At 63.8% G+C, this 17,675-nt stretch carries 17 protein-coding genes; 14 read left to right on the plus strand and 3 right to left on the minus strand.

Annotated elements, in window-relative coordinates:
• Positions 1–5: 5 nt before the first annotated feature.
• Both X268_RS05245 and X268_RS05250 read right to left on the minus strand, forming a co-directional pair.
• Positions 6–674, minus strand: a complete 669-nt coding sequence (locus X268_RS05245) for a hypothetical protein (protein ID WP_164937541.1) — start codon at positions 672–674, stop codon at positions 6–8.
• Between the two features lie 191 nt (positions 675–865).
• Entirely contained in the window at positions 866–1,996 is a 1,131-nt protein-coding gene (locus X268_RS05250; RefSeq protein WP_128923941.1) for an HD domain-containing phosphohydrolase, read from the minus strand.
• Positions 1,997–2,247: 251 nt separating this feature from the next.
• Here X268_RS05250 and X268_RS05255 point away from each other — a divergent pair, with 251 nt between their 5' ends.
• The 13 genes from X268_RS05255 to X268_RS05315 all read left to right on the plus strand — a co-directional run bounded on the left by X268_RS05255 (position 2,248) and on the right by X268_RS05315 (position 16,429).
• Positions 2,248–2,571 (plus strand): STAS domain-containing protein, encoded by a 324-nt coding sequence (locus tag X268_RS05255; protein ID WP_128929152.1) that lies wholly within the window; start codon positions 2,248–2,250, stop codon positions 2,569–2,571.
• On the plus strand, positions 2,571–2,936 hold the full coding sequence (locus X268_RS05260; protein ID WP_027562191.1) for a response regulator: 366 nt from the start codon (positions 2,571–2,573) through the stop codon (positions 2,934–2,936). The genes X268_RS05255 and X268_RS05260 overlap by 1 nt, the downstream gene beginning before the upstream one ends.
• A complete protein-coding gene (locus X268_RS05265; RefSeq protein ID WP_128923942.1) occupies positions 2,933–5,035 on the plus strand; it encodes a chemotaxis protein CheA in 2,103 nt (700 codons plus the stop codon). Before X268_RS05260 ends, X268_RS05265 begins: the two co-directional genes overlap by 4 nt.
• A complete protein-coding gene (locus X268_RS05270) occupies positions 5,035–5,496 on the plus strand; it encodes a chemotaxis protein CheW (protein ID WP_164937542.1) in 462 nt (153 codons plus the stop codon). The genes X268_RS05265 and X268_RS05270 overlap by 1 nt, the downstream gene beginning before the upstream one ends.
• Positions 5,497–5,533: 37 nt before the next feature.
• Positions 5,534–7,231, plus strand: coding sequence for a methyl-accepting chemotaxis protein (locus X268_RS05275; RefSeq protein ID WP_128923944.1), 1,698 nt, complete (start codon positions 5,534–5,536; stop codon positions 7,229–7,231).
• A gap of 83 nt (positions 7,232–7,314) precedes the next feature.
• Positions 7,315–9,243: a HAMP domain-containing methyl-accepting chemotaxis protein gene (locus tag X268_RS05280; protein WP_128923945.1), complete on the plus strand. Its 1,929-nt coding sequence runs from the start codon at positions 7,315–7,317 to the stop codon at positions 9,241–9,243.
• A gap of 23 nt (positions 9,244–9,266) precedes the next feature.
• Positions 9,267–9,755, plus strand: coding sequence for a chemotaxis protein CheW (locus X268_RS05285; RefSeq protein WP_128923946.1), 489 nt, complete (start codon positions 9,267–9,269; stop codon positions 9,753–9,755).
• Between the two features lie 61 nt (positions 9,756–9,816).
• Entirely contained in the window at positions 9,817–11,619 is a 1,803-nt protein-coding gene (locus X268_RS05290; RefSeq protein ID WP_128923947.1) for a methyl-accepting chemotaxis protein, read from the plus strand.
• A gap of 144 nt (positions 11,620–11,763) precedes the next feature.
• Positions 11,764–12,618: a CheR family methyltransferase gene (locus X268_RS05295; protein ID WP_128923948.1), complete on the plus strand. Its 855-nt coding sequence runs from the start codon at positions 11,764–11,766 to the stop codon at positions 12,616–12,618.
• A 16-nt stretch (positions 12,619–12,634) separates the two neighbouring features.
• A complete protein-coding gene (locus X268_RS05300; RefSeq protein WP_128923949.1) occupies positions 12,635–13,726 on the plus strand; it encodes a protein-glutamate methylesterase/protein-glutamine glutaminase in 1,092 nt (363 codons plus the stop codon).
• Between the two features lie 5 nt (positions 13,727–13,731).
• Positions 13,732–15,456 carry a chemotaxis protein gene (locus tag X268_RS05305; protein ID WP_128923950.1) on the plus strand — a complete coding sequence of 575 codons (1,725 nt, stop codon included), beginning with the start codon at positions 13,732–13,734 and terminating at the stop codon, positions 15,454–15,456.
• A 138-nt stretch (positions 15,457–15,594) separates the two neighbouring features.
• Positions 15,595–16,038: a hypothetical protein gene (locus X268_RS05310; protein WP_128923951.1), complete on the plus strand. Its 444-nt coding sequence runs from the start codon at positions 15,595–15,597 to the stop codon at positions 16,036–16,038.
• A gap of 106 nt (positions 16,039–16,144) precedes the next feature.
• Positions 16,145–16,429, plus strand: a complete 285-nt coding sequence (locus tag X268_RS05315) for a hypothetical protein (protein ID WP_128923952.1) — start codon at positions 16,145–16,147, stop codon at positions 16,427–16,429.
• Positions 16,430–16,515: 86 nt separating this feature from the next.
• On the opposite strand, the gene X268_RS39250 is transcribed toward X268_RS05315, so the two are convergent.
• Entirely contained in the window at positions 16,516–16,689 is a 174-nt protein-coding gene (locus X268_RS39250) for a hypothetical protein (RefSeq protein ID WP_164937544.1), read from the minus strand.
• 569 nt (positions 16,690–17,258) lie between these two features.
• On the opposite strand from X268_RS39250, the gene X268_RS05320 reads away from it, so the two are divergent.
• Positions 17,259–17,552 carry a hypothetical protein gene (locus X268_RS05320; RefSeq protein ID WP_128923953.1) on the plus strand — a complete coding sequence of 98 codons (294 nt, stop codon included), beginning with the start codon at positions 17,259–17,261 and terminating at the stop codon, positions 17,550–17,552.
• Positions 17,553–17,675: the final 123 nt, after the last annotated feature.

Here is a 17,675-nt window from a genome sequence, read left to right on the forward strand (position 1 = left end):
TCCGCTTATTCGAGCCGCAGCAGGCGGCCGATGATCGGGGTCGGCGACGAGGTGGCACTGGCGTCGACCTGGAAGGTGTAACGCTTGCTGCCGAGGCTCGCGAGATAGCTGCCGCCCGGGGTCAGCGACTTCCCGGCCTTGGCGAAATCGTAGAACTTGCCGCGGGTCATGACCTCGCTCTTGAGCGCGACGCTGATCGTGGGCTCTTTGCCGTCGGTGCGCTCGATCACAAGCGTGCTGCCGGTCTTGGCCTGGATCAGGGGCGCGACGCCATAGATCGTCGGCAGCTTGGATGGAGCGCCCTTGGTATCGGATCGCATGGTCCGGAACGTGGTGGCGGCGCTCTGGTTCGCTTCGCGCTCGGAGAGCTGCGCTGCCTTGGTGTCACAGGGCACCTTGGCACGCTGCACGTCGCCGAGCTGCACGGTGCTTTGCTCGGCGCCGACCAGCACGACGCCTTCGCTGATCGTCTCGCGCAGGCAGGATTTGAGATAGCTGAGCGTGATGCTGGCCTTGGGTCCGAGCTTGATGATCTTGCCCGGCGCGACATAGTCCATGAACTCGACGCCGTCGACCTTGCCTTGGACATCCTCGACGATGGCGGCGGGCGTCTCGGCCAAAGCGGGAGCCGCAACACAAAACGCGCCGACAGCGGCGCCGATCAGGCTTCTCATGGATAATCTCACTCAGTTCGACCGATGCTGTGCCGGTCCCCCAATCCCGGTCCGATGCTTAGCAGCGGAGCATCCAGGCAAGTGTGACCAGAATCACTCTTCAATATTGGTGCCACTTTAGCAGGAACAGGTTCAAACCGGCGACCTGAGAAAGATCAAGCAGTGGCAAGGTGTTGGCGGAAAATGACGAGTCAGGCGGCCGGGACTGGGCGGTCCTCGACCGGACGCTTCTCCGCTGCGCTCTCCATGGCGGGAACGAGAGGGGCCTCGGTCTTCTGAAAAGGCGTCGCCCGCTGACCGGCGGCTATCTCGATGACCTCGTCCCAGCGCGACAAGAAGGCCTCGACGCAAGCGGGGTCGAACTGCCGGCCCTTGTTCTCGGCCAGGTAGTTGCGCGCCACCTCGAGCGGCATCGGCTCTTTGTAGGGACGCCGCGTCGTCAGGGCATCGAACACATCGGCGACCGCGACCACGCGCGCTGCGACCGGAATCTCATCGGCCCTGAGGCCATTGGGATAGCCCGCGCCGTCCCAGCGCTCGTGATGTCCTGCGGCAATTTGCGCACCGAGCTGGATCAGCTCGCAGCTGGAATCCGCCAGGATCCGCTCGCCGATCGTCGCATGGGTCCGGATCACCGCCATCTCCTGGTCGGTCAGCTTGCCGGGCTTGAGCAGGATATCGTCGGGGATGGCGACCTTGCCGACATCGTGCAGCGGCGCGGCAAGATAGATGTCGCGGCAGAGCCGGGGCGGCAGGCCGAGCTGCTCGGCGATGATGCGGCTGTAGCGGGCGACCCGCAGCGTGTGCTCGCCGGTGTCGTTGTCGCGGTATTCGACCGCGAGCGGGAGCCGCAGGATGATCTCCTCCTCGCGCTCGCCGAGCTTTCGCGTTGCTGCCGCGACTTCACTGGCCAGATGTGCGGCACGATCGCTGAGCTTGCGCACGGCTGCACCAAGCTGAATCAAATTCTGCAGACGCACCGTCATCTCGACGCTTTGCGGCGCCTTGGGCAGGAAATCGGTTGCACCGGCCTGCAGCGCTTTCATCTTGACGTCGTCGGTCTGTCGCGAGGTGATCATCGCGATCGGGATGTCGGCACAGCCGGGCAGGGTGCGGAAGACGCGGATGAAGCTGATGCCGTCCATATGCGGCATCTCGTAGTCGACCAGCACGAGGTCGAAGACGCGCTCGCGGGCGCAGGTCAGCGCTTCCACGGGATCGAGGAAGGCGGTGGCTTCGACCAGGCCTTCGGCCTCGATGTGACGTTTCAGGAAGTTGAGGACGGATCGGCTGTCATCAACCAGCAGCGCTTGGGTCAGCATCGGCGGCCGGGGCTCTCTTCGCTGGCAAAGGCACGGGCTCCACGCATAACCCGAGCGAATTTAACGCGAAGCAAATGCGCTGCGGTCGGCCACCACGTCGCGGGTGAGATTTCAGGCTGTGGGCGCCTGCACGCGACTGCGCGAATTCCGGGAGAATGTGACCCGTAGTTGTACGGATGCCCGCGTTAGGGGTTTGCTCACTCGATTCGCGTCAAACGAGTATCGGAATTTTTACAAAGGCGGGTGCAGCGATGGAGCTCAATCCCATGGAGCCGAAGTGGTCGTTGCGGTTGCCCGCCGATTGCAGCATCGCGGCCATTCGCAGCGTCTATGAGCTCATTCGCGAGGCGTTCGGGCGCCAGGAGCGGCTCGAAATCGATTGTTCGAGCGTCGACAAGGCTGATGTGACCTCGATCCAGCTTCTGCTGTCGACCGCCAAGACCGGTGAGGCGCAAGGCCGCCCGGTGGTGCTCACATCATTCTCCCAGTCTCTGCGCAACACACTTCGTCGCGCCGGCTTCGCAAGCGAGGCGGTGCTCGATCAGCATTTCCCGCAAAAGAAAGATGGCACCTGATGGCCACGATTCTCACCGTCGACGATTCCCCCAGCATCCGGCAGATGATCAAGGTCGTGCTCGAGCCGGCCGGTCACAACGTGATCGAGGCCGGCGACGGCGCACAGGGGCTCGCCAAGGCGCAAGCCGGCAAGCTCGACCTCGTCATCACCGACCTCAACATGCCCGTCATGAACGGGCTCGAGCTGATCCGGGCCCTGCGCAAGCTGCCCAGCGCAGTGGGCATGCCGATCGTGTTCCTGACCACCGAATCCAATGATGCGGTGAAGCAGGAAGCCAAGAGCGCGGGCGCGACCGGCTGGATCACCAAGCCCTTCAAGCCTGAGCAGCTGCTCGCCGTGGTCGGAAAGCTGGTGCGCGCATGAGTGCGATGGATCCGACCGAGATCTTTCGTCAGGAAGCCGCCGAGCTCTTCGAAGTTCTTGAAGGAGCCCTGCTTGACCTCGGTCAGCGTCCCGACGACCGCGAGCTGGTCGATTCCGCCTTCCGTGCGCTGCATACGATCAAGGGTTCAGGCGCTATGTTCGGCTTCGACAAGGTCGCCTCCTTCACCCACGAATTCGAGACCGCCTTCGACCGTGTCCGCAAGGGCGAGATCAAGCCGACGCAGGAGCTGATCTCGGTTGCCCTCGCTGCCAAGGACTACATCCGCGCGCTGATCGAAGATTCTCAGTCGACCGACGATATCATCGGCGAGGCCATCCTCGACGACCTCAAGCGCTTCGTCTCGGCCGACCAGCCCGGCGCTCCGGTTGCCGAGATCGCGGCGCCTCCGCTGGCCCCCAGCGCGAGCAAGCAGGCCGGCTGGCACCTGTATCTGGAATTCGAATCCCACATCCTGCGCAACGGCTCGAACCCGCTCGACCTGCTGGAGGATCTCTGCAAGCTTGGTCCTTGCTTCGTGGTGCCTGTCACCGACGGCATCCCGTTCCTCGACGAGTTGGAGCCGGAAGACTGCTACCTGAAATGGGACGTCAAGCTGCACGCGGCCTGCGACAAGGACGCGATCGACGACGTCTTCATGTTCGTCCAGGACGAGATGAAGTTGACGCTCTTGCCCTTGGAACATGTCGAAGCGCCCGCGCCCGCCCCGCTGTTCCAACTGCTCGACGAGGAGCCGGTCGTCGCTGAGACGGCTGCACCGGTGGTCGAGGCCGCTCCCATGCCCGTTGCCGAGCAGTCGGCTGCAAAAGCCGAGCCCAGGGCCGAAACTGCAACCGAACCGAAAGCCGAGATCAAGCGCGAGGCGGCACCTGCGCGCCGCGAGGAGGCCAAGCAAGAGCGCGGCATTGCCACTGTTCGCGTCCAGGCCGAACGCCTCGACGAGCTGATGGACCGCGTCGGCGAGCTCGTCATCGCGCAGGCGCGCCTGACCCAGCTCGCTTCGTCCGGCTCGGACCTCTCGATCAAGGTGATCGCCGAGGAAATCGAACGTCTCGCCTCGTCCTTGCGCGACACCACCATGGGCGCGCGCATGGTGCCGATCGGCTCGCTGTTCGGCCGCTTCCGCCGCCTCGTGCACGACCTGTCGCGGGATCTGTCGAAGCCCGTAGAATTCGTCACCACTGGCGAGGACACCGAGCTCGACAAGACCATGATCGAGTGCCTGGCCGATCCCCTGGTGCATCTGATCCGCAACGCCATCGACCACGGCATCGAGGACACGGCCACGCGCGCCGCGAATGGCAAGACCGAGCAGGGCCGGATCGAACTCGCCGCCGTCCACTCCGGCGCGCAAGTGCTCGTCACCGTGAAGGACAATGGCGGCGGTCTCAACACCGCGCGCATCCGTGCGAAAGCGGAAGAGCAGGGGCTGATCGCGGCCGGCGCCGTGCTCACCGATCACGAGATCCACCAGTTCCTGTTCCACCCCGGCTTCTCGACCGCGCAGACCATCTCGGCATTGTCCGGCCGCGGCGTCGGCATGGACGTCGTCAAGCGCACCATCGAGAATATGCGCGGCTCGATCGACCTGTCGACCAGATCGGGCCAAGGCACCCCCGTGACGCTGCGCCTGCCGCTCACGCTCGCGATCATCGAAGGGCTGTTGATCCGCGTCGGCGAGGGCCGCTACATCATTCCACTGTCTGCGGTCGAGGAATGCATCGAGCTGACGGCCGACGACGAACGCTCCCGCGGCCGCAATTTCCTCAATGTGCGCGGCAATCTCGTGCCCTTCCTCCGATTGCGCGAGCTCATGGCCGCATCCGGAGCGCCCGACCGGCACCAGAAGACGATCATCATCTCGACCGGCGAGACCCACGTCGGTCTCGTTGCCGACCAGATCATCGGCAACCACCAGACTGTGATCAAGTCGCTCTCGAAGCTGCACTCCGATGTCACGATCTTCTCCGGCGCAACGATCCTTGGTGACGGCACGGCAGCGCTGATCCTCGACGTCGCGCAGCTCGTCGCATTGGCTCAGTCTAAGGTCGAAAAGCAGCACATCAACGAGGCGGCGTGATGAACCAGGATTTGGCGGGCCAGCATCGATCCGGCGCAATGCAGGTCGTGATGATTGGCCTCGGCGAGGAGAAATTTGCACTCGACGCCGGTCTCGTGCGCGAGATCATAGATCCCGTCCCCGTCACCATGGTGGCAGGCGCGCGCGCCTTCGTCCCCAGCGTGATCAACGTGCGCGGCAACGTCATTCCGCTCGCCGATCTACGGATTCGCTTCGGCATGCCGCAGCTCGACAACTCGGCCGACACGCGCATCGTGGTCATCGAGCTCGAGATCGACGGTGAGCCCGTACTGGTCGGCGTCACCGCCGACAAGGTCTACGAAGTCACGGAGATATCGCAGACCGATGTGCAGCAGACGCCCCGTGTCGGCATGCACTGGAAGCCGGAATTTATCCGCTTCATTGCGAAGTGGCGTGAAGAGTTCGTCATCGTTCCGAACATGGAACGCATCCTGAATTGAAATGTGGTCTCGGGCGAGACCGAGGTAGGGGCTGGAAATGAGATTCACCGTCAAGGCAAAGCTTGCCAGTGCGTTCGGCTTGGTCATCGTTCTGTCCGCGGTCGCGGGCGGTGTCGCCTACATGAAGCTCAGCGACATGATGGCGACCGCTGACAGCATGGTCCTGCGTGCAACGCGGATGGAAAAGGCAACGCAGATCGAAAAGAACATTCTGCAGCAGCTCCGCGCCGAGAAGAACTCCATCCTCGGTACGGAGGCCCAGGCCGAGCAGTTTGCCGCCGAAGCGGCCAAGCTTCGCGATGAGGCGACGAAGACCAGGGATGAGGTCTACGCCTTGGCGAGCGAGGCCGGCAAGAAGTTGCTCGACAGCTTCGCGACCTCGTATTCCAAGATGAATACCTATCAGGAAGAGACGATCAGGCTGGCGAAGACGGACAAGCCGAAGGCTACCGAGCGCTCGATGGGTGACGGCCGCAAGGTCGTCGCGGATGCGATGGAAGCCATGGGCGCCTATGTCGTCAACACCAAGAAGCAGATGGCTGAGCAGGCTGTCCAGTCCAAGGCAGAGGGACACCAAGCCCAATTCTTGTTGATGACGCTGATCGGCGTCTCGCTGGCGGTTGCGATCGGGGCTGCGCTCTGGATTTCCCTTTCGATCAGTCGATCGCTCGGAAGGGCGGTTGACCTCGCGGGCGCGGTCGCGGAGGGCGATCTCAGCCGGACCATTCCCACGGCGAGCAACGACGAGATCGGAGATCTCGTCAGATCGTTGAACGCGATGGTGGAAAAGCTCCGGCAGATCGTCGCCGAAGCGATCACGGCGGCGCAGAACGTCTCCGCGGGGAGCCAGGAACTGTCCGCCAGCGCCGAGCAGCTGTCGCAGGGCGCGACCGAGCAGGCCTCGTCGGCGGAGGAAGCTTCCTCTTCGATGGAGGAGATGGCCTCCAACGTGAAACAGAACGCCGACAACGCCAACCAGACCGAGAAGATTGCGGCGCAATCGGCCAAGGACGCAGAAGCCAGCGGTGTTGCAGTCGGTCGTGCCGTCGAAGCGATGCAGACCATCGCCGAGAAGATCACGATCGTGCAGGAGATCGCGCGCCAGACCGACCTGCTCGCGCTCAACGCGGCGGTGGAAGCGGCCCGCGCCGGCGAGCATGGCAAGGGTTTTGCGGTGGTCGCCTCCGAGGTGCGCAAGCTCGCCGAGCGCAGCCAGGCCGCTGCGGCCGACATCGGCACGCTGTCGACTGAAACCGTGAAGGTGGCACAGGAAGCGGGAGACATGCTGTCCAAGCTTGTGCCCGACATCAAGAAGACCGCCGAACTGGTGCAGGAGATCACAGCGGCCTGCCGCGAGCAGGATGTCGGATCGGCCCAGATCAACCAAGCGATCCAGCAGCTCGACAAGGTCGGCCAGCAGAACGCCAGCGCGTCCGAGCAGGTTTCCTCGACCTCGGAGGAGCTCGCCTCTCAGGCCGAGCAGCTCCAGTCCACCATCGCGTTTTTCCGGATCGAGGAAGGCACGCGCAGGGAGAGGGCGGCGCCCGAGCCGATCGACCGTGCCGTCGGTCAGCTCCGCGCCAAGGCTGCGCACATGGCAGCAGCAGATCGCGGCACGAAGAAGCCGGCGCCCGCCCGCAAACCGGCACGTGCGATGAAAGTCGCCGGCGGCGGTGGCTTTGCCTTCGATATGCATGACGGCGAAGACGACCGCGACGCCGAGTTTCAACGCTGAATGTTGTTGCTGGACGAGCGCAGCAGGTGATGTCGCTCGATTTCCCAACATCAAACCGGGCCAAACCCCGAAGGTCTTGACTTATGCGCCTCACCGTCAAAGCAAAGCTCGCCGCCGCCTTTGGTGCGGTTCTCGTGCTCTCCATGATCGCAGGCACCGTCGCCTATCTGAAGCTCAGCGAGATGGCGAGCACGACCGAGGTCATCATCGGGGCCGCCGGGCGATCGAGCAAGGCCGACGAATTGCAGAGGCTTCTCCTGCTGCAGATCCGTGCGGAGAAGAACGCCATCCTGTCGCAGTCGGAGAGCGACGTTGACCGCTACACGACCGAGGTTCGCAAGATTCGCGAGGAGCTGCTCAAGACCAGGGATGACATTTACGCGACGGCGACGGAGACCGGAAAGAAGCTGCTCGACAGGTTCTCGCCGCTTTACGCCAACGTGAATGCCGCTCAGGACGACTCGCTCAAATTCGCCCGATCCGACAAGACCAAGGCCTTGGAGCAATCGACCGGGCCGGTTCGCAAGGCGGTGGCCGAAGCGTCGAAGGCCCTCGAGGACTATGTCGGTTTCCTCAAGAAGCTCATGGACGATCGGGCAGAACAGTCGAGGGCGGATAGCAGCCGTGCCCAGATCATGCTCATCAGCATCCTCCTTGCATCCTTGATCATCGGTGCCGCCGCCGCGACCCTGATGGCGCTGAGCATCAGCCGCGCGTTGACGAAGGCCGTCGGCTTGGCAAACGCGGTCGCAATCGGCGATCTCAGCCAGACCATCGAGGTCAAGAGCAACGACGAGGTCGGCGATCTGGTGAAGGCACTCAATGCCATGACCGCGAACCTGAACGGAACGGCCGCGATTGCCAACGAAGTCGCGCAGGGCAATCTGAACGTCCAGGCCAAGCGCTTGTCGGACAAGGACACGCTCGGCATCGCGCTCGAGCGCATGATCGCGAGCCTCAATGGCAACGCCGAGGTCGCCAACGAGATCGCTCGCGGCAATCTCACCGTGACAGCCAAGCGCATCTCCGACAAGGACAAGCTCGGCATCGCGCTCGAAACCATGGTGGAGCGGCTCCGCCAGATCGTTTCCGAAGCCCTGACTGCAGCGCAAAACGTCTCCGCCGGCAGCCAAGAGCTCTCCGCAAGCGCGGAGCAGCTCTCGCAGGGTGCGACCGAGCAGGCCTCGTCCGCGGAGGAAGCTTCCTCGTCGATGGAGGAGATGGCCTCCAATGTGAAGCAGAATGCCGACAACGCCAACCAGACCGAGGAAATCGCGGCGCAATCGGCCAAGGATGCCGAAGCCAGCGGCGCCGCAGTCGGCCGTGCGGTTCAGGCCATGCAGACCATCGCCGAAAAGATCACAATCGTGCAGGAGATCGCGCGCCAGACCGATCTGCTTGCCCTGAACGCTGCGGTCGAGGCCGCGCGCGCCGGCGAGCATGGCAAGGGCTTTGCCGTCGTCGCTTCCGAGGTGCGCAAACTGGCCGAGCGCAGCCAGGCGGCCGCCGCCGAAATCGGCACACTCTCGGTTGAGACCGTGAAGGTCGCCCAAGAAGCGGGCGGCATGCTCTCCAAGCTTGTGCCCGACATCAAGAAAACCGCCGACCTCGTTCAGGAGATTACCGCGGCGTGCCGCGAGCAGGACGTCGGTGCGGCCCAGATCAATCAGGCAATCCAGCAACTCGACAAGGTCGGTCAGCAGAACGCCAGCGCCTCCGAGCAGGTGTCCTCGACCTCGGAAGAGCTCGCCTCGCAGGCAGAGCAGCTGCAATCGACGATCTCCTTCTTCCGGATCGAGCAGGGCGGGCGCAATGGGAAGGTAGCCGCGCCCGAGCTCGAGCACGCCGTCGGCCAGCTCCGCGCCAAGGCGGCGAAGATGGCGGCGGCCGATCACGGCGTCAGGAAGCCCGCGCCCAAGCCGGCACGTTCCCTGAAAGTCGCCGGCGGAGGCGGCTTCGCCTTCGACATGGATGATGCCGCCGACGATCGCGACGCCGAATTCCAGCGCTAACACCTGATCGAGTGGAAAGCACCATGGCCGCAACCTCGCAATATCTGACGCTCGGGCTCGCCGGCGAGACGTTCGGCATCAGCATCCGCAATGTCCGTGAGATCCTCGACATGCGGCCGATCTCGCGGCTTCCGCACGCCCCGAACTTCCTGCTCGGCATGATCGACGTGCGCGGCAGCGGCTATCCGATTGTCGACCTCCGGACCAAGCTCGGCCTGCCGAGTGTGCCGGCCACCGAAGCCACCCGCATCATCATCCTCGACGTGCCGATGAAGGACCGCCTGGTCGGCGTCGGCTTCGTCGCCGACTGTGTGTTCGAGGTCACCGACATCGACGAGCAGGCGATCGAGCCCATCCCCGAGGTCGGCGGCAAATGGCAATCCGATTATGCCTCCGGCATCGGCCGTAAGGGCGAAAAGTTCGTCGTCATTTTCGACCTCGCCAAGCTGATGGCGAACGACAAGATCCCGGAAGGGCGCGATGCCGGCGCGGACGCGCCTCGCGCCGCCTGAGTTTGCAAGAGTGAAGCGTGGTCCCGCGTAAGCACCCCTACTTCGAACCAACGAGACTGACATGAGATTCACCGTCAAAGCCAAGCTTGCCAGCGCCTTCGGCGTTGTCATTCTTCTTTTCATCATCGCAGGCGTCGTAAGCTACACGAAGCTGTCCGACATGGCGGCAACCGCGGAGTCCATGGTGCTTCGTGCCAAACGCATGGAGAAGGCCGCCGAGGTCGAAAAGATTATCTGGCAGCAGCTCAGGGCGGAAAAGAACGCAATTCTCGGAACGCCAGCCGAAGCCGATGAATTCGCCGCCCAGGCCGTCAAGCTCCGCGAGGAGGCAACCAAGATCAGGGACGAGGTCTACGCTCTCGCCAGCGAGGGCGGCAAGAAGCTGCTCGATAACTTCGCGGGTGCTTACGCCAGGATGAACGCCTATCAGGAAGAGACGATCAGGCTGGCAAAGACGGACAAGGCGAAGGCGACCGAGCGCTCGATGGGAGATGGGCGCAAGGTGGTCGCGGATGCGACGGAGGCGATGAGCGCCTATGTCGTGAATACGAAGAGGCAGATGGCCGAGCAGGCCGCGCAGTCCCAGGAGGACAGCCGACGCGCTCAGCTGATCCTCATCGTTCTGGTCGTGGTCTCGCTGGTCGTTGCGGCGGTCGGCGCGGTCTGGATCTCGATCAATATCAGCCGGTCCCTGGCAAGGGCGGTCGACCTGGCGGATGCCGTCGCGATCGGCGATCTCAGCCACAAGATCGATGCGTCCAGCAACGACGAGATCGGCGATCTCGTCAAATCCCTGAATGCGATGACGGCAAATCTCAACGCGACGGCTGCCGTCGCCAACGAGATCGCGCAAGGCAATCTCACGGTCGAGGCCAAGCCGTTGTCGGACAAGGACACGCTGGGCCTCGCGCTCGAACGCATGGTCGAGAAGCTTCGCCAGATCGTGTCTGAAGCCTTGACCGCGGCGCAGAACGTCTCCGCCGGCAGCCAGGAGCTCTCCGCCAGCGCCGAGCAGCTGTCGCAGGGCGCGACCGAGCAGGCTTCGTCTGCCGAGGAAGCCTCCTCCTCGATGGAGGAGATGGCTTCCAACGTGAAACAGAACGCGGACAACGCGAGCCAGACCGAGAAGATCGCGTCGCAGTCCGCCAAGGATGCGGAAGCCTCCGGCGCAGCCGTGGGCCGGGCCGTCAACGCGATGCAGACCATCGCCGAGAAGATCACGATCGTGCAAGAGATCGCGCGCCAGACCGACCTGCTCGCGCTCAACGCGGCGGTCGAAGCCGCGCGCGCCGGCGAGCACGGCAAGGGCTTTGCGGTGGTCGCCTCCGAGGTGCGCAAGCTCGCCGAGCGCAGCCAGGCGGCCGCGGCCGAGATTGGCACGCTCTCGGCCGACACCGTCAAGGTGGCGCAGGAGGCCGGCTCGATGCTCGCCAAGCTGGTTCCCGATATCAAGAAGACGGCCGAGCTCGTCGAGGAGATCACCGCGGCTTGCCGCGAGCAGGACGTCGGCTCGGCGCAGATCAACCAAGCGATCCAGCAGCTCGACAAGGTCGGCCAGCAGAACGCCAGCGCGTCCGAGCAGGTGTCCTCGACCTCGGAGGAGCTTGCCTCGCAGGCCGAACAGCTGCAGTCCACGATTGCCTATTTCCGCATCGAACAGGGCACAAAGAGCCAGGCGGCCGCACCGATCGACCGGGCGGTCAACCAGCTGCGCGCCAAGGCGGCGTCCATGGCGGCGGCCGAGCGTCCGGCCAAGAAGGCGCAGGCCAAGCCGGTGCGCTCCGCAAAGGTCGTCGGCGGCGGTGGTTTTGCCTTCGACATGAACGATGGCGAGGATGATCGGGACGCCGATTTCCAGCGCTAGGACCCGGGAAGGGCTGCCCGCGGACCGGTTCACGCGGCGTGGACGGGTTCGCTTTCAGTGGTTACGTGAACGCGCGGGATTCAACATGGCCAGGATGGTCCGACATTCAGTGCAGGCGGCCATCCCGGATGAGGGCCGTCGTCCATGATGCCTGCCATACAGGACACGGCCGTGCATCTGTCCGACCGCCACTTCCGGACCATCGCTGAATTGATCGAAAGCCAGGTCGGCATCAAGCTGCCGCAGGGCAAGCGGCTGATGCTGGAGGGGCGGCTGCACAAGCGCGTGCGCGCGCTGAGCTTCTCCGACCTCAATGAATATGTCGAGAACCTGTTCGAGGCGGATCATTTCGAGACCGAGCTCACTCATCTCATCGATGTGGTGACGACCAATAAGACCGTTTTCTTTCGGGAGCCGCAGCACTTCACCTTCATGAGGGACGTCGCGGTCCCCTCCCTGCTCAAGTCGCACGGACGCGAGAACGCGAACCTGAAGATCTGGAGCTCGGCGAGCTCCACTGGCATGGAGGCCTACACGACCGCAATGGTGCTGGACGACATGGCGCGAAGCGGCTCGCGCTTCCAGTATCGCATCCTCGGCACCGACATCTCGACGGCGGTGCTGCGCCTCGCCAGGACGGCGATCTATGCCCGCGACGTGCTCGCCCCGGTGCCGGAGCCATTCGTGAAGCGATATTTTTCGTCGTCGCGGGACAAGTCGCGCGGAGAAGTGCGAATCGTACCCGAGTTACGGCGGATGACACACTTCATGAGGATGAACCTCATGGACAAGTCCTATCCCGTCGATCGTGACGTCGACATCATCTTCTGCCGCAACGTCCTGATCTATTTCGAGCGCGAGACCCAGCGCAAGGTGGTCGAGCAATTGTGCGGGCATTTGCGTCCGGGCGGCTATCTGCTGGTCGGGCATTCGGAATCGATGATTCACAGTGCCGTCCCTGGGCTGAAGCAGATTCAGCCAACCATCTTCCAGGTCTAGCCGGAGCGCAACCACGATGCCGAGGGGGAAAGTTCGCGTGCTGATCGTGGACGATTCGGCGTCGGTGCGCCAAATCCTTCAGACGATCCTTTCAGAAGATCCTGATATCGAGGTGATGGCGACCGCCTCCGATCCCTTCGTCGCGGCCCGCCGGCTCGAGAAGGAGTTACCCAATGTCATCATTCTCGATCTCGAAATGCCGCGCATGGACGGCATGACCTTCCTGCGCAAGATCATGGCGCAGCATCCGATTCCGGTGATCATCTGCTCCTCGCTGACCGAGGAGGGCTCTAATGTGATGTTCGAGGCGTTCGAGGCCGGTGCGGTCGACATCGTGCCGAAGCCGAAGATCGACACGCGCCAGGCGCTGCTCGAATGCTCGACCCGGCTGCGCGAGGCAGTGAAATCGGCTGCGCGGGCGCGGGTGCGCCCACGCGCGGAACGTCGCGCCATCGAGAAGAAGCTGACCGCCGACGCCATCATCCCGCCGCCGGTGCAGGGCAAGGTCCGGCCGACAACGGAAGGCATCGTTTGCATCGGTGCCTCCACGGGCGGCACGGAAGCGCTCAACGACGTGCTGGAGATGCTGCCGGCCCATTGTCCGCCGCTTCTCATCGTTCAGCACATGCCGGCAGGCTTCACCGCAGCCTTTGCCAGGCGTCTCGACGGCGTCTGCCAGATCAGGGTCAAAGAGGCCGAGGACGGCGAGCCGGTGCTGCCGGGCTGCGCCTACATCGCGCCCGGCGCCCGGCACATGCTGCTCCAGCGCATCGGTCTGCGCTACCAGATCGCGATCAAGGATGGTCCGCCGGTGTCGCGGCATCGCCCGTCCGTCGATGTATTGTTCCGCTCGGCGGCCCAACATGCCGGCGCCAACGCGCTCGGCGTCATCATGACCGGCATGGGCGATGATGGCGCGCGCGGGATGCTGGAGATGCGCAAGCTCGGCGCCGCGACGCGGGCGCAAGACGAAGAGAGCTGCGTGGTGTTCGGCATGCCCAAGGAAGCTGTCGCCCATGGTGGTGTCGAGAAGGTCGTTTCGCTGCACCACATCCCGCGCGAGATCATGCTCTGGTATCAGGCCGGGCATCCGGCGGTGGCGGGTTGATGGCCATGTCCTTCGTTCCGGCCGATACGCTCGCCGAGGCGACCGCCGCAATCGACGACGTCTCCTCACGCATCGAGGACGTCTTCGCGCGCGTCGGTCACGAGCTCGGACGCGGCCACCTGATCTTCAAGGAGCTGAACCAGGGACTCGCGACGCTCTCAGGTGAACTCTCCGGCGCCGAGATCGAGGGCGCTGCGACGGCGCTGCAGGAGATCGCCGTGCGTCTCAGCGAGCTGGCGCAGGCGTTGCCGGCCGAGACCGCCCTGCTGGAGACCATCGGCAAGAGCACGACGGAGGCGTCCTCGCTCCTCAAGCCGCTGTTCAAGCACATCCAGATGATCACCATCATCGCGCGCAGCGCGCGGATCGAGGCGGCCTCGCTCGACGGCGACCGCGAGGGCTTCCTCGCCTTCACGCAGGAAGCCTATGATCTCGGCCGGGCCGTGCAACGCTCGATCGAAGGCTGCGCGCGGGACCAGCAGCGCCTGTCCGATGCGGTCGCCACCGCCTCCGGCCGGCAGAAGGAGTTCGAAAGCCGTTACAGGGCTCAATTGACGTCGGAGAGCGCCGAACTTGGCGCGGCCTATTCGGGCCTGCGCGATCAGCGCAGCAGGAGCAGTCATCTGGCCGACCGTGCCAGCTCCAGCACCGGGAAGATCGCCGGGGCGGTGGGCAGCGCGATCATCTCGCTGCAGGCAGGCGACAGCACGCGTCAGCGTCTCGAACACGTGTCCCACGGCCTCGCCCTTGCGTCGGAATCCGCGCCGAGCATCGTTCCCGAACCGGTCTCGAGCGATCACGGCGCGCGTGCGATTTGCCGGTTGCAGGCGGCCCAACTCAGGGATGCCCAGCGTGAGTTCGGCGGCGACGTCGGCCAGATCGTCGCTGCGCTGACCGCCATCCTGCGCGATGCAGGCAGCGTCACCGGCCACGGCCGTACGCTGTTCGGCGGCGAGGAGGACGGCTCGTCGTTCCTGACGCGCATCAAGCAGACGCTGGCGCATGCGTCGAGCCTGATCGCCACCTGCGAGAGCGCGGGCCGATCCGTCGACGAGGCGCTCGCGATCGTCGAGGACACGCTGGCGAAATTTCGCCAAGCGATCGCCGGACTTGCGGAGGCGACGGTCGACATCACGCTGATCGGGATGAATGCGGGCCTCAAGGCAAGTCATCTCGGCAACCGCGGCAGCGCTTTCGTCGTGATCGCCAACGAGCTGAAGGCGACCGCCGACCAGGTCTCGGCCGGTGCCGGCCGCCTTAGACCCGTGCTCGACGGCATCGAGCGCTCGGCCAAGGAGCTGAAGGAGCTCCGCGTGCAGGGTGATCCCACGCAGCTTGCCAAGCTCGAGCCGCAAATCCTTCTGGCGCTACGCGAGGTCGAGGCCGGCAATGAACGGCTGGGGAAGCTGATGAGCCGGCTCGTGAACGAAGGTGCGGAGTTCGAGAGGTTGATGAATTCGGCCCAAGGCCTGATGACCGCGCTCGGGGAAAGCTCGGCGGCCTTGCCTGCGGTCGCCGCGCGACTCGAGACTGCGAGCGCGGGCGCGCAGCGGCTACAGCCGGAAGCGCAGGATCAGGCGATCCTCGACGATCTCTTCGCGCGCTACACCATGGAACGCGAGCGGGACGTTCATCGCGAGGTCCTGCAAACGCTCGGACTTAAGTCGATCGCCGCCACGCAACGGGTCGAGGCGGTCGAGACCGCGGACGACGGCATCGAATTGTTCTGACGGCGCCGCCTCGTGCGGCGGCAATTTGACGGGTTGGCTTTGCAGGACGTTAACCGTGGCGGAATGCTTGCCACTTTGGTTATTGTCGCGCCCGAGCGTTGGTTGCAAATACCAGCGAATTCTACGGCGGATAGTTCCATGAGAGACGGCAAATACGCAGCCTGGTTCAGGACGCCGGTCGCCCAGGGCACGGGCGTCGTGCATCTGGCGGACGGACGGATTTCCGGCAGCGACAGCTTCTTCACCTATGGCGGCTCCTATCAGTTCGCCGACGACGAGAACTTCACGGCAGTCCTGACCACGCGGCGGTATGCCGACGGCCCGCCCACCGTGTTCGGTCTGGACGAGGTCGAGGTCGAGCTCGCGGGCGTGTGCAGCGGTGCGCTGGCGACCTGCTCCGGCAAGGCCAAGCAAGCGCCCGACGTGGTGTTCGAGGTGACGCTGATCTACTGCCAGGAAGATGCGCCGGCGGCGGAGCCTCGAGGCGCCGTCGTGAAGCTCAACGACAAATTGCCCAAGGGCCTCGACAGCCGTTCGCGGTCGCGCCATTTCCCCGCACCTTCCAAGCCTCCCGCATCTTAGTCTTGCGTTCACGCTATCGCAGCGGAACTGAGCCGCCTGGGCATCGCACAACAAAGCCTTTAGACATGAAACCTAGGCTGAGGCTGAACAACCGTGGTGGAATAACATGCCTCAGATCTGGATGACTTATGACGAACTTGCGGCGCTCTATGATTGCACCGCCTCCGAAGCCCGGCTTCAGGCGTTGAATCTGTCGCTCGATCGCCGCAAGAGCCGCGATGGTAACACCCGCGTCAAGCTGAACGCGGCGCTGATGGCTCGGTTCATCGAGACGATCCGCAGAACCGAATTCGATCTCGATGATGCGATCGCAGCGTTACGCAATACGCATCGCCTAATGTCCGGAGGTACAGCGATTGAGCAGGCGAACCTCAGGCGCCAAGGGTCATAGATCGGCCACTCGAAGAGCAGTGCATCGAAGGAACCAGGCATCGGCCACAAGCGGACATCGAACGCTCGAGGCATCTGCGGGATGGTCTAGCCCTTCTTCCTGCTCTTCGACTTGAGCGACAGGCCAAGCCTCAAGGCCATGCGCTTGATTGCGTCGGGCGATCGTCCCAGCTGCTTGGCCGCATCTTCCAGCGAAGCAGAAGACTTCGCCAGCTCCATGAGCTTGCGGTCCTCCTTGAACGACCAGGGCTTGCGCGCCATAACCGAAAAGATCCTCTTGCCGACAGAACGGCAAAGCCGCCAAGCGGACCCATGTCGCTCGACGGCTTTGCTTGGGTGGGGCCGACCTTGGGGGAGGCCGGTGACGAGAGGAATAGAGGATCCTGGAAACTGCGCAACAAAGACTGCGGATTAAGCTAACTGCTCAACCTTACTTGCAACTCTATGCGATCACTCCGTAGTCGTACGGCTTGGTGAGAGCTGCGCCGCTTACACAGCGTCGCAGCGCGCGATCAGCTTTGCAGGGACTCACCGATGATGACGATCGCGCCGATGCGTCGCGAACGGCCTTGCCAATCAGCTCCACCATGATGCGCGGCCCGACCGCAAAGAGCGGTGGGTAACCATATATGGTTACGTTGAATTGAGCTGATTGTTGTTCGGGCTCCGGCAGCTACGCTGGGACGATTTTAGCTGAACTGATTGCTCGCGGTGTCGCCGTGATCGGAAGCGCGAGTCCATTATCTGCTGATTGCTTTCGTGCCGTAGTACTTTATCGGGCGCCACACGCCGCACTGGACGAACCACCGAAGGCAAGAGAGGAGCGCCGCTTGAGCAGCAACGCACCGCGTCGATATGTCGTCGATGGAATGGGACGCCACGTCCTGATCGGGCTGACCCATGAGGAGACGCTCGAGTTCCAACGCCTGGACAGCCGGCAGGTAGGTCGTCTCGGGGCCAGGGCCGATGCAGCTAAGCAAAATGATCTCGAACCGGCTGACGAGGACCTGCGCTGGCTGGAGCTCTACGCCAAGCACGATAACAGTTGGAAACGTTGGGTGGTGGCCAGCCGTACTGAGCGGCGTGACAACTTCAGCATTCTTGAGCGCAAGGCGTCTATCTGAATCGACGGCCTGTTCGGCGCCTTTGGAAATCGTGGGCGAGTGGAACGATCAGGCCTGGGAGCCGGGGAGGCAGCGATGCAGCGCTGGGCCGAAGCCATGCTCGCAAGGGGACCGTGACGTTTA

The sequence above is a fragment of the Bradyrhizobium guangxiense genome, assembly GCF_004114915.1.
Taxonomy (GTDB): domain Bacteria; phylum Pseudomonadota; class Alphaproteobacteria; order Rhizobiales; family Xanthobacteraceae; genus Bradyrhizobium; species Bradyrhizobium guangxiense.

Bases quoted from the DNA above. Each gene is read 5' to 3' on its own strand.
- X268_RS05245 (WP_164937541.1), bottom strand. From the start codon at position 674: ATGAGAAGCCTGATCGGCGCCGCTGTCGGCGCGTTTTGTGTTGCGGCT.
- X268_RS05250 (WP_128923941.1), bottom strand. From the start codon at position 1,996: ATGCTGACCCAAGCGCTGCTGGTTGATGACAGCCGATCCGTCCTCAAC.
- X268_RS05255 (WP_128929152.1), top strand. From the start codon at position 2,248: ATGGAGCTCAATCCCATGGAGCCGAAGTGGTCGTTGCGGTTGCCCGCC.
- X268_RS05260 (WP_027562191.1), top strand. From the start codon at position 2,571: ATGGCCACGATTCTCACCGTCGACGATTCCCCCAGCATCCGGCAGATG.
- X268_RS05265 (WP_128923942.1), top strand. From the start codon at position 2,933: ATGAGTGCGATGGATCCGACCGAGATCTTTCGTCAGGAAGCCGCCGAG.
- X268_RS05270 (WP_164937542.1), top strand. From the start codon at position 5,035: ATGAACCAGGATTTGGCGGGCCAGCATCGATCCGGCGCAATGCAGGTC.
- X268_RS05275 (WP_128923944.1), top strand. From the start codon at position 5,534: ATGAGATTCACCGTCAAGGCAAAGCTTGCCAGTGCGTTCGGCTTGGTC.
- X268_RS05280 (WP_128923945.1), top strand. From the start codon at position 7,315: ATGCGCCTCACCGTCAAAGCAAAGCTCGCCGCCGCCTTTGGTGCGGTT.
- X268_RS05285 (WP_128923946.1), top strand. From the start codon at position 9,267: ATGGCCGCAACCTCGCAATATCTGACGCTCGGGCTCGCCGGCGAGACG.
- X268_RS05290 (WP_128923947.1), top strand. From the start codon at position 9,817: ATGAGATTCACCGTCAAAGCCAAGCTTGCCAGCGCCTTCGGCGTTGTC.
- X268_RS05295 (WP_128923948.1), top strand. From the start codon at position 11,764: ATGATGCCTGCCATACAGGACACGGCCGTGCATCTGTCCGACCGCCAC.
- X268_RS05300 (WP_128923949.1), top strand. From the start codon at position 12,635: ATGCCGAGGGGGAAAGTTCGCGTGCTGATCGTGGACGATTCGGCGTCG.
- X268_RS05305 (WP_128923950.1), top strand. From the start codon at position 13,732: ATGTCCTTCGTTCCGGCCGATACGCTCGCCGAGGCGACCGCCGCAATC.
- X268_RS05310 (WP_128923951.1), top strand. From the start codon at position 15,595: ATGAGAGACGGCAAATACGCAGCCTGGTTCAGGACGCCGGTCGCCCAG.
- X268_RS05315 (WP_128923952.1), top strand. From the start codon at position 16,145: ATGCCTCAGATCTGGATGACTTATGACGAACTTGCGGCGCTCTATGAT.
- X268_RS39250 (WP_164937544.1), bottom strand. From the start codon at position 16,689: ATGGCGCGCAAGCCCTGGTCGTTCAAGGAGGACCGCAAGCTCATGGAG.